This window comes from Nocardia sp. NPDC004722, from assembly GCF_053601505.1.
The window spans coordinates 1-6,183 of the sequence record NZ_JBSGBY010000512.1 but is presented as its reverse complement, the minus strand read 5'-3'; the positions used below and the strand labels follow the sequence as shown (position 1 = coordinate 6,183).

General features: G+C 64.4%; 7 protein-coding genes and 1 pseudogene. 4 read left to right on the top strand and 4 right to left on the bottom strand.

The annotated features are described in order from the left end of the window. Positions 1 to 121 precede the first annotated feature (121 nt). From ACWELQ_RS34995 to ACWELQ_RS34985, 3 genes and pseudogenes are all read left to right on the top strand, one after another. Positions 122 to 664, top strand: a pseudogene (locus tag ACWELQ_RS34995) (regulatory protein RecX); the annotation flags it as partial. A 123-nt stretch (positions 665 to 787) separates the two neighbouring features. After that, positions 788 to 1,243 carry a hypothetical protein gene (locus ACWELQ_RS34990; RefSeq protein ID WP_452401301.1) on the top strand — a complete coding sequence of 152 codons (456 nt, stop codon included), beginning with the start codon at positions 788 to 790 and terminating at the stop codon, positions 1,241 to 1,243. An 854-nt stretch (positions 1,244 to 2,097) separates the two neighbouring features. After that, positions 2,098 to 2,700 carry a hypothetical protein gene (locus ACWELQ_RS34985; RefSeq protein WP_452401300.1) on the top strand — a complete coding sequence of 201 codons (603 nt, stop codon included), beginning with the start codon at positions 2,098 to 2,100 and terminating at the stop codon, positions 2,698 to 2,700. An 11-nt stretch (positions 2,701 to 2,711) separates the two neighbouring features. Here the strand turns inward: ACWELQ_RS34985 and ACWELQ_RS34980 are convergent, their stop codons facing one another. From ACWELQ_RS34980 to ACWELQ_RS34970, 3 genes are read right to left on the bottom strand one after another with little or no spacing between them, the layout of a single operon-like run. Continuing rightward, positions 2,712 to 3,578, bottom strand: a complete 867-nt coding sequence (locus ACWELQ_RS34980) for a transporter substrate-binding domain-containing protein (protein ID WP_452401299.1) — start codon at positions 3,576 to 3,578, stop codon at positions 2,712 to 2,714. Positions 3,579 to 3,587: 9 nt separating this feature from the next. After that, positions 3,588 to 4,223, bottom strand: coding sequence for a hypothetical protein (locus tag ACWELQ_RS34975; protein WP_452401298.1), 636 nt, complete (start codon positions 4,221 to 4,223; stop codon positions 3,588 to 3,590). Between the two features lie 52 nt (positions 4,224 to 4,275). Further along, positions 4,276 to 4,653: a hypothetical protein gene (locus ACWELQ_RS34970; protein ID WP_452401297.1), complete on the bottom strand. Its 378-nt coding sequence runs from the start codon at positions 4,651 to 4,653 to the stop codon at positions 4,276 to 4,278. Positions 4,654 to 5,037: 384 nt separating this feature from the next. Here ACWELQ_RS34970 and ACWELQ_RS34965 point away from each other — a divergent pair, with 384 nt between their 5' ends. Beyond that, complete coding sequence (locus ACWELQ_RS34965) at positions 5,038 to 5,460, top strand: pyridoxamine 5'-phosphate oxidase family protein (protein ID WP_452401296.1); 423 nt, start codon at positions 5,038 to 5,040, stop codon at positions 5,458 to 5,460. 46 nt (positions 5,461 to 5,506) lie between these two features. Here the strand turns inward: ACWELQ_RS34965 and ACWELQ_RS34960 are convergent, their stop codons facing one another. Then, on the bottom strand, positions 5,507 to 6,028 hold the full coding sequence (locus ACWELQ_RS34960) for a DUF1990 family protein (RefSeq protein ID WP_452401295.1): 522 nt from the start codon (positions 6,026 to 6,028) through the stop codon (positions 5,507 to 5,509). Between the last annotated feature and the right edge of the window lie 155 nt (positions 6,029 to 6,183).

Sequence of the window (6,183 nt, the reverse complement as noted above, 5' to 3'; positions counted from 1 at the left end):
GGAGTCCGAGAACGGTGACGGTTCCCCATACGGTGGTGCCGGTCGCGCACATTCCGGTAGTACCCGCAGGGGCGGCGACCGCCGTCAGTTCGACGACAACGCCGTTGCTGCCGAGGATTCGGTGGAGGGGCGTGGGCGTCGCGGTGGGCGGCGGGGGCGGTCGGGGGACGAGCCGTCTCAGGGTGGGGTGCCTGCGGGTGGGGGGACCGAGGCGCAGGCGAAGGAAGTTTGTTTGCGGATGCTGGCGGATCGGGCGCGGAGCCGGGCCGAGATGGCTACGCGGCTGGCGGAGAAGGGTTTTGCCGCCGCGGTGGCGAAGCGGGCATTGGATCGGCTTGCCGAGGTGGGGCTCGTCGATGACGCGGCGTTCGCGCAGCAGTGGGTGTATTCCCGGCACACGTACTCGGGCAAGGGCAAAAAGGTCCTCGCCGAGGAGCTCCGCCGCAAGGGCATCGCCCCGGAGGACGCCGAGCCTGCCTTGGAGGCGATCACGCCCGAGGCTGAAACCGCTCGCGCCGCCGACCTGGCCCGCCGGAAACTGACCACCCTCGCCCCGGACCTGGACCGCGACAAGGTGATCAGCCGCCTCGCGAGCCTGCTCGCCCGCCGCGGCTACACCCCCGGCACCGCCTACGCGGTCGCCCTCGCCGAACTCGCCGCCGCTGCCGAACGTCGCGAGGACACGCCTCCCGACTCCGAGGAACGCACCACCGACCCCGCATCCTCGTCCGCCCGATCGCAGCCTCCGAGCCGCGGCATCCAACGTCGCGAATTTGCCCCCGACGACATGGATTCCGCCACAGACCTGGTCCGCGCCAAACTACGCACTCTCTCCCCAACCCTCGACCGCGACACCGCCACCCGCCGCCTGGTCGGCATGCTCGCCCGCCGCGGTTTCAACTCGGGCACCGCCTACCGCGTGGTTTCGGCAGAACTCGAAGCGGCATTCCGAACGAATGAGCCTGGCGATCCGACCGAGCCGGCCGCCCAGTCCGCCACCGGTGACGAGACCCACGCTGCCGACGCCTCCGACATCCTGAACGACTCGCCTACCACCTCCGAGGATGACGAGCAGTCCCGTGCCACCGACCTCGTCCGAGCCAAACTCCGCACCCTGCCCCCGAACCTCGACCGAGCCAAGGCCATGAACCGCCTGGTCGGCCTCCTGGCCCGCCGCGGCATCTCCCAATCCACCGCCTACGCGGTGGTGAAAGCTGAATTGGCGGGAACCGGCTACAGCTAGAACCTAGCCTCACAATGTCGGCCCGAGAATGAGCGGAGGTCCGATCTTCACCGCGAGTCGCCGTCCGGAAGGTCAGCAAGAAAGCGCACCAATCTGCGTGCGAGACTGCGGGTTCGTCCGGGAGCAACTACAGCCGCGATGATGCCAGCCGTGATGGTGAGCGCGAGGAACGCCGCGAGCCGCGCGTCGGTCCCGATCCAGGTGATCCCGAATACGAAGGCAAAGGCGGCAACTACCAGCCCGAGCACACAGATCGTTATCTGGGTCGACCATGGCTGTTGGGAACCGGATTCGGGTCGATCCGGACGCGGTGGTGGCGTTGAGTCCGTGGAATCCGGAGGTCGCCGGGCGGCTGAATCACCATCGGCCCGGCTGGCTGAATCTGGATCCGGCACAGAGTCGACGGCACGGTCTTCGGGCATTCTGCTTCTTCTCTTTTCTCGTCATCGATGAAGATGGCCGTGCACGCGGACCGCGCCCCAAGGCCGCGCGTCGGCCGGTACATCCTGGCTTGAAAGCGCTTGCAACACAAGATGATCCGGTTATGGATTGCGCGACCCCCGAGTCGCTCCGCCGGACACGGTAGCAGGCTTTGTTGCGATGCGAACGCCTTATTGCGTTCTGGATCAGACCTCTTTGCGCCAACCGTCCAGGAGTCTCGTTTGTCCTATTGCTACGTAAAATCGGACAATAGAGGAGGTAATCAATCCGAGCGGTCTGGACTTTCGATCCTCTGCGGCTACTCCCCCAATCCGCCGCCTACTCGGTCGTCCGAGGAGATCGCCACCGGTCCGACAGATTCGCGAGGGCCCATGATCTCACGATGATCTTCGACAGCATCTAGAGTCCGACACATGGGTCGAGACCTCGAGGTGGCGATCGCGGATTGGGAACGGCTGACCGGAATCTTGGATCGAGTAGGCATCGAGGGTCTGCGGGACCTGTTCGCCGCACAGCGGGACGAGTTCGACGAGTACATCGAGAAGTCCTACGGCTTCAACTGGGGACCAAATGAAACAGCGCCCTGGTATGGCGATTACCGGTTCGCGCGGGGCACGAATTCCGCCAAGCCACATCACGGTCTCGCCAAGTTGTGGGAAGACCTGTGCGACCGGGACGACATCCCCGCCGACCTGATCGCACAGATCGATCCCTTCCTCGGCCGTTTGCTGCGATGGCGAATCGACGACGATCTGGTGGCCCCATCGGGGTGGCCTGCAGACAAAACCAGAGGCATCAACACAGCCTGCTCACCTGATGAGGTCGCGGACCTAGCTCGCCGATGGCCGTCCTGCGCCGCCCGGTTGGAAGAATTGCGCCCCGCGGCGACGGCAGAAATAGCCGAATGGGCCAACTACAGCAACTTCGATGACTGGGTAGACATTTTGAAGGAGTGGTCACAGATAGTCCGTGAAGCCGACCGCCGCAACTGGGGTCTATTCGTCCTCATCGAATGATGTCGGCCGGATCAGTTCGAGAGTTTGTCCTGGCATGAGAACCGGGTGATGTCGGTGGGGTTGGGTCGGAATCGCTCCCATTGATCGTCGGCGGCCAAGCTCGGGAAGGCCTTGACGAAGTCCGCATGCCAGTCGCTGCTGGTCACGTACGTCATGACATCCTTGGCCAGCTTCTCACAGTCGGAACGGTGCTCTTTGTTGATGCCGATGCCGTAGTAGTTCGGGGTGCCGAGGATCGCGCCCGGCACCACTGCGAGATTGTGATCCGGATCGTGGTCGGCGAAACCATAGAGAATGAGCTGGTCAGTGAAGACCGCGGCCACTTGACCGGCCTTCAACGCCTTGATGCAGTCCTGAGCATCGGGCAGTGGCACATTGAGGATCTCCGGGTGGCGCTGGAGCTCGTTCTGGGACGTGGTTCCGTCCCAGGTGCAGACGGTGGCGCCCTTCAGATTATCGAGTGACTTTATCGGGCTGTCCTTCAAGACCAGAAAGCCCGGAGCGGTCACCGCGTAGGGACCCGCAAAATCGATGTCCTTCACGCGATCCGGAGTGATCGAGAAGGTCGCTACCACCAGATCGACGCGATCCTCCTTCAGCGACTGTGAACGATCGACCGAGCGGATGTCGTTGAAGACGTTCTTGTTCGGTGCCATCCCCTCGGCCCTGGTGAGGTGGTAGGCGACGTCGATGTCGAATCCGGTGCGCTGGTAGGCATCCCAGACGCTCGTGCCTGGCTGGTCGTTCTTCACGCCGATGACCACCCGCTTCTGCTGGAATAGGCTCGGTGTGCCGCCGGAGCCGCCGCACCCGGTCGGCAGTAGCGCAAGCGCGATGAGCGACAGCACGATTCCGCGTCGCCGTGCGGTCTTGAACATGGGTCCCCTTCAATGGTCCCGCAGGACTGCTTTGCTGATGTGGAGGTCGACGACGCAGCCGTGATCGGTATTGAATCTGAGATAGAGAACGACACGCTTCCGCCCATGGTCGAGCCGGACGGTCGCCGTATCGTCGGGCGCGAGCCGGTTTCCGCCGTCCCCGTCGGACGCGGTCGATACCTGAATTGTCGTGTGTGGCACACAGATCTGGTCTCCGTTGATTTCGGAGAAGCGAAAGCTGAGCGCCAGGGCCGAGCGCTGTCGGGGGAGATCGATGGTGACTGTGCGGCGGTCGCCGTCGACGAGACTCGGATAGTCCGTTTGGTGGATCTGATCCGTCACATCGAGATCGGCATGCTTCCAGGCATGGCTCAAGAGCAATCCGCTCATCACGCACAGGGCGACCGACACCGATATCGCCAGCCAGCGCCGCCCACCCTCGAACACCGGAACAGCCGAACCCACAATCAGCGCCAGGAGGCCCGGCAGTAGATAGAGCATCAATTGCCCGAAGTTGCCGGGCAGGCCCAGGAAGAAGGCCACCCCGATCGGCACCAACGCGAGGACCGGGAAGAGCCAATACCCGATCTCGCGCAGCATCACGAACACTTTCGTGACGTTCATATCTCGGCCGACGGTGTTCACCGCGGTGCTTCCGGTTCCGGTCGCGGAAACGGAGATTTCCGGTCGCGGCTCCTCAGTCACGTCGTCGTGCCCAGAACGTCCGCCGACGATTGGTCACAGTCATGTCTCCGCCGACGGTATTGACAGCCACGGAATCATTCCCGATTGCCGAAACCTGCACCGAGGACACTGATTGGGCGATCTCACGGCGTAGCTCGGGCTGTTCGGCGAGCACAGTGCGAATCAATTCGCGGAGCTGCTCGGCATCGGGCAGGTTCTGGTCAGAGTTCTGACCTGAATTCTCATCGGGTCGTCGGCTGATCCGGCTGGTCATCCATCGCGCGATCCCCTGGGCGAGCGCCGTGCCCGCCGCGTTGGCTGTGGTCGTCCCTACCGTGCCGAGCACGTCCAATGCTTGGGTGATTACCTCATCTGGCACAAAGTCGCTCAATTCCCCTCCTGCGGCCATTCGGCGATGGAGTTCAGATCATGCCAGCAGAAGCGTCGAAATATCGGTGTTTCGACGCCGAAATTGCCAGTGGGAGAGGCGTTTACCGCCCATTAACCAATCGCGCGAACGGGGCTCGACCCCTAGGCGCGCGTGCGCTCCCACTCGGTGAGCAGTTAACCCGTCCCATCGGTCAGCAGCTGAATCCGGTGCACCTCGTTGTCTATCTCGATGCCGACCGGCCGGAGGTCGGGAACTTGGCCGCTGCGTAGTGCTTCGGATTCGGGAGTTGTTCATATGCGCCCGACGGGTGAAAACCCTTGGTTTGCAAGGCCGCACCGGCTCGCCGCCCGCTGATTGTCAGTCCTGCTGCGTACCGTGGAAGTCATGGCATTGACGATGGAGGAACGACAGGATTTTCTGGCTCAGCCACATATCGGGGCCCTCGCCGTGGTGGTGGGCCCGGGGCGCGCGCCGCTCAATGTGCCGATCTGGTACCAGTATTCGCCCGGGGGTGAGCTGTGGGTGGTGACCAGCGCGGACTCCAAGAAGGCACGGGCGCTGGCGGACGCCGGGCGATTCAGCCTTATGGCCCAGGTCTTGACGCCGACGGTCCGATACGTGACCGCGGAGGGCCCGGTGGTCAGAACACAACCGGGCACCGAGGAGCTGGTCCGTGAAATGGCCGCACGCTACCTCCCACCCGACAAGGTGGACCCCTATCTGAAATACGCGGAGTCCCTGGGCGACCAGATCGCGATCTTCATGCGCCCCGAACAGTGGCTCTCCGCCGACATGGGTTCCGTCTGATCTACGACACGCACGGCCAGCAGGTGCTCACCCGGGTGGGTGTTGGTCAGTGCAGGGCGCGTAGGTAGCGGTGGCGGTAGAGGTGTTGGGCTATCAGTAGGGCGGGGAAGAGGGGGCGCCAGGGGCCGTTGGGGGCGGGCTGGGTCAGGGAGCGCAGTGTGAAGTGCACTGTGTTGGTGGGGGATCGGTGGAGGAGGAAGGCCTCTTCGCCGGAGACGGGGTGGCCCGGCAGGGTGCCGTAGGCGACGCCGCGGCGGGTGGGGGTGTTCACTACCGCGACCACGCGGACTGGTTCGTGGATGACGAAGGGTTTCGTGCCGACGCTGATGCGGAAGTGGGCATCGACGGTGACGCGGGTGTCGGAGCTGTCGAGTGGGGTGATTCGGAAACCGCTGCGGCGCTTCACTCCCCAGCGGAGGAGTTCGTCGCTCGCCCGCTCCCACAGCTCCATACCCTGGCCGATGGTCACGGTGCGTTCGAACCGCCGGAGGCCGGGCGCGGTGGCACCCCAGACGGGCTCGGCGATGTCGGTGGCCCCGACGGGTGCGTAGGTGAGTTGCTCGCTCATCGGCGGACCGCATGCCATCGGGCTGATTCCATGCGAAACACCCTAGGCATCCGCCCCGGATTCAGTGCAGGACACCGCCGGGGCGGCGGGTGGAGAGCGCTCGCCGGGTGTGGCGGTGGCTGAGGGGGCGGCGCGGGCGTGAGGTCGCCAGGCGG

Bases quoted from the DNA above. Each gene is read 5' to 3' on its own strand.
- ACWELQ_RS34990 (WP_452401301.1), top strand. From the start codon at position 788: ATGGATTCCGCCACAGACCTGGTCCGCGCCAAACTACGCACTCTCTCC.
- ACWELQ_RS34985 (WP_452401300.1), top strand. From the start codon at position 2,098: ATGGGTCGAGACCTCGAGGTGGCGATCGCGGATTGGGAACGGCTGACC.
- ACWELQ_RS34980 (WP_452401299.1), bottom strand. From the start codon at position 3,578: ATGTTCAAGACCGCACGGCGACGCGGAATCGTGCTGTCGCTCATCGCG.
- ACWELQ_RS34965 (WP_452401296.1), top strand. From the start codon at position 5,038: ATGGCATTGACGATGGAGGAACGACAGGATTTTCTGGCTCAGCCACAT.
- ACWELQ_RS34960 (WP_452401295.1), bottom strand. From the start codon at position 6,028: ATGAGCGAGCAACTCACCTACGCACCCGTCGGGGCCACCGACATCGCC.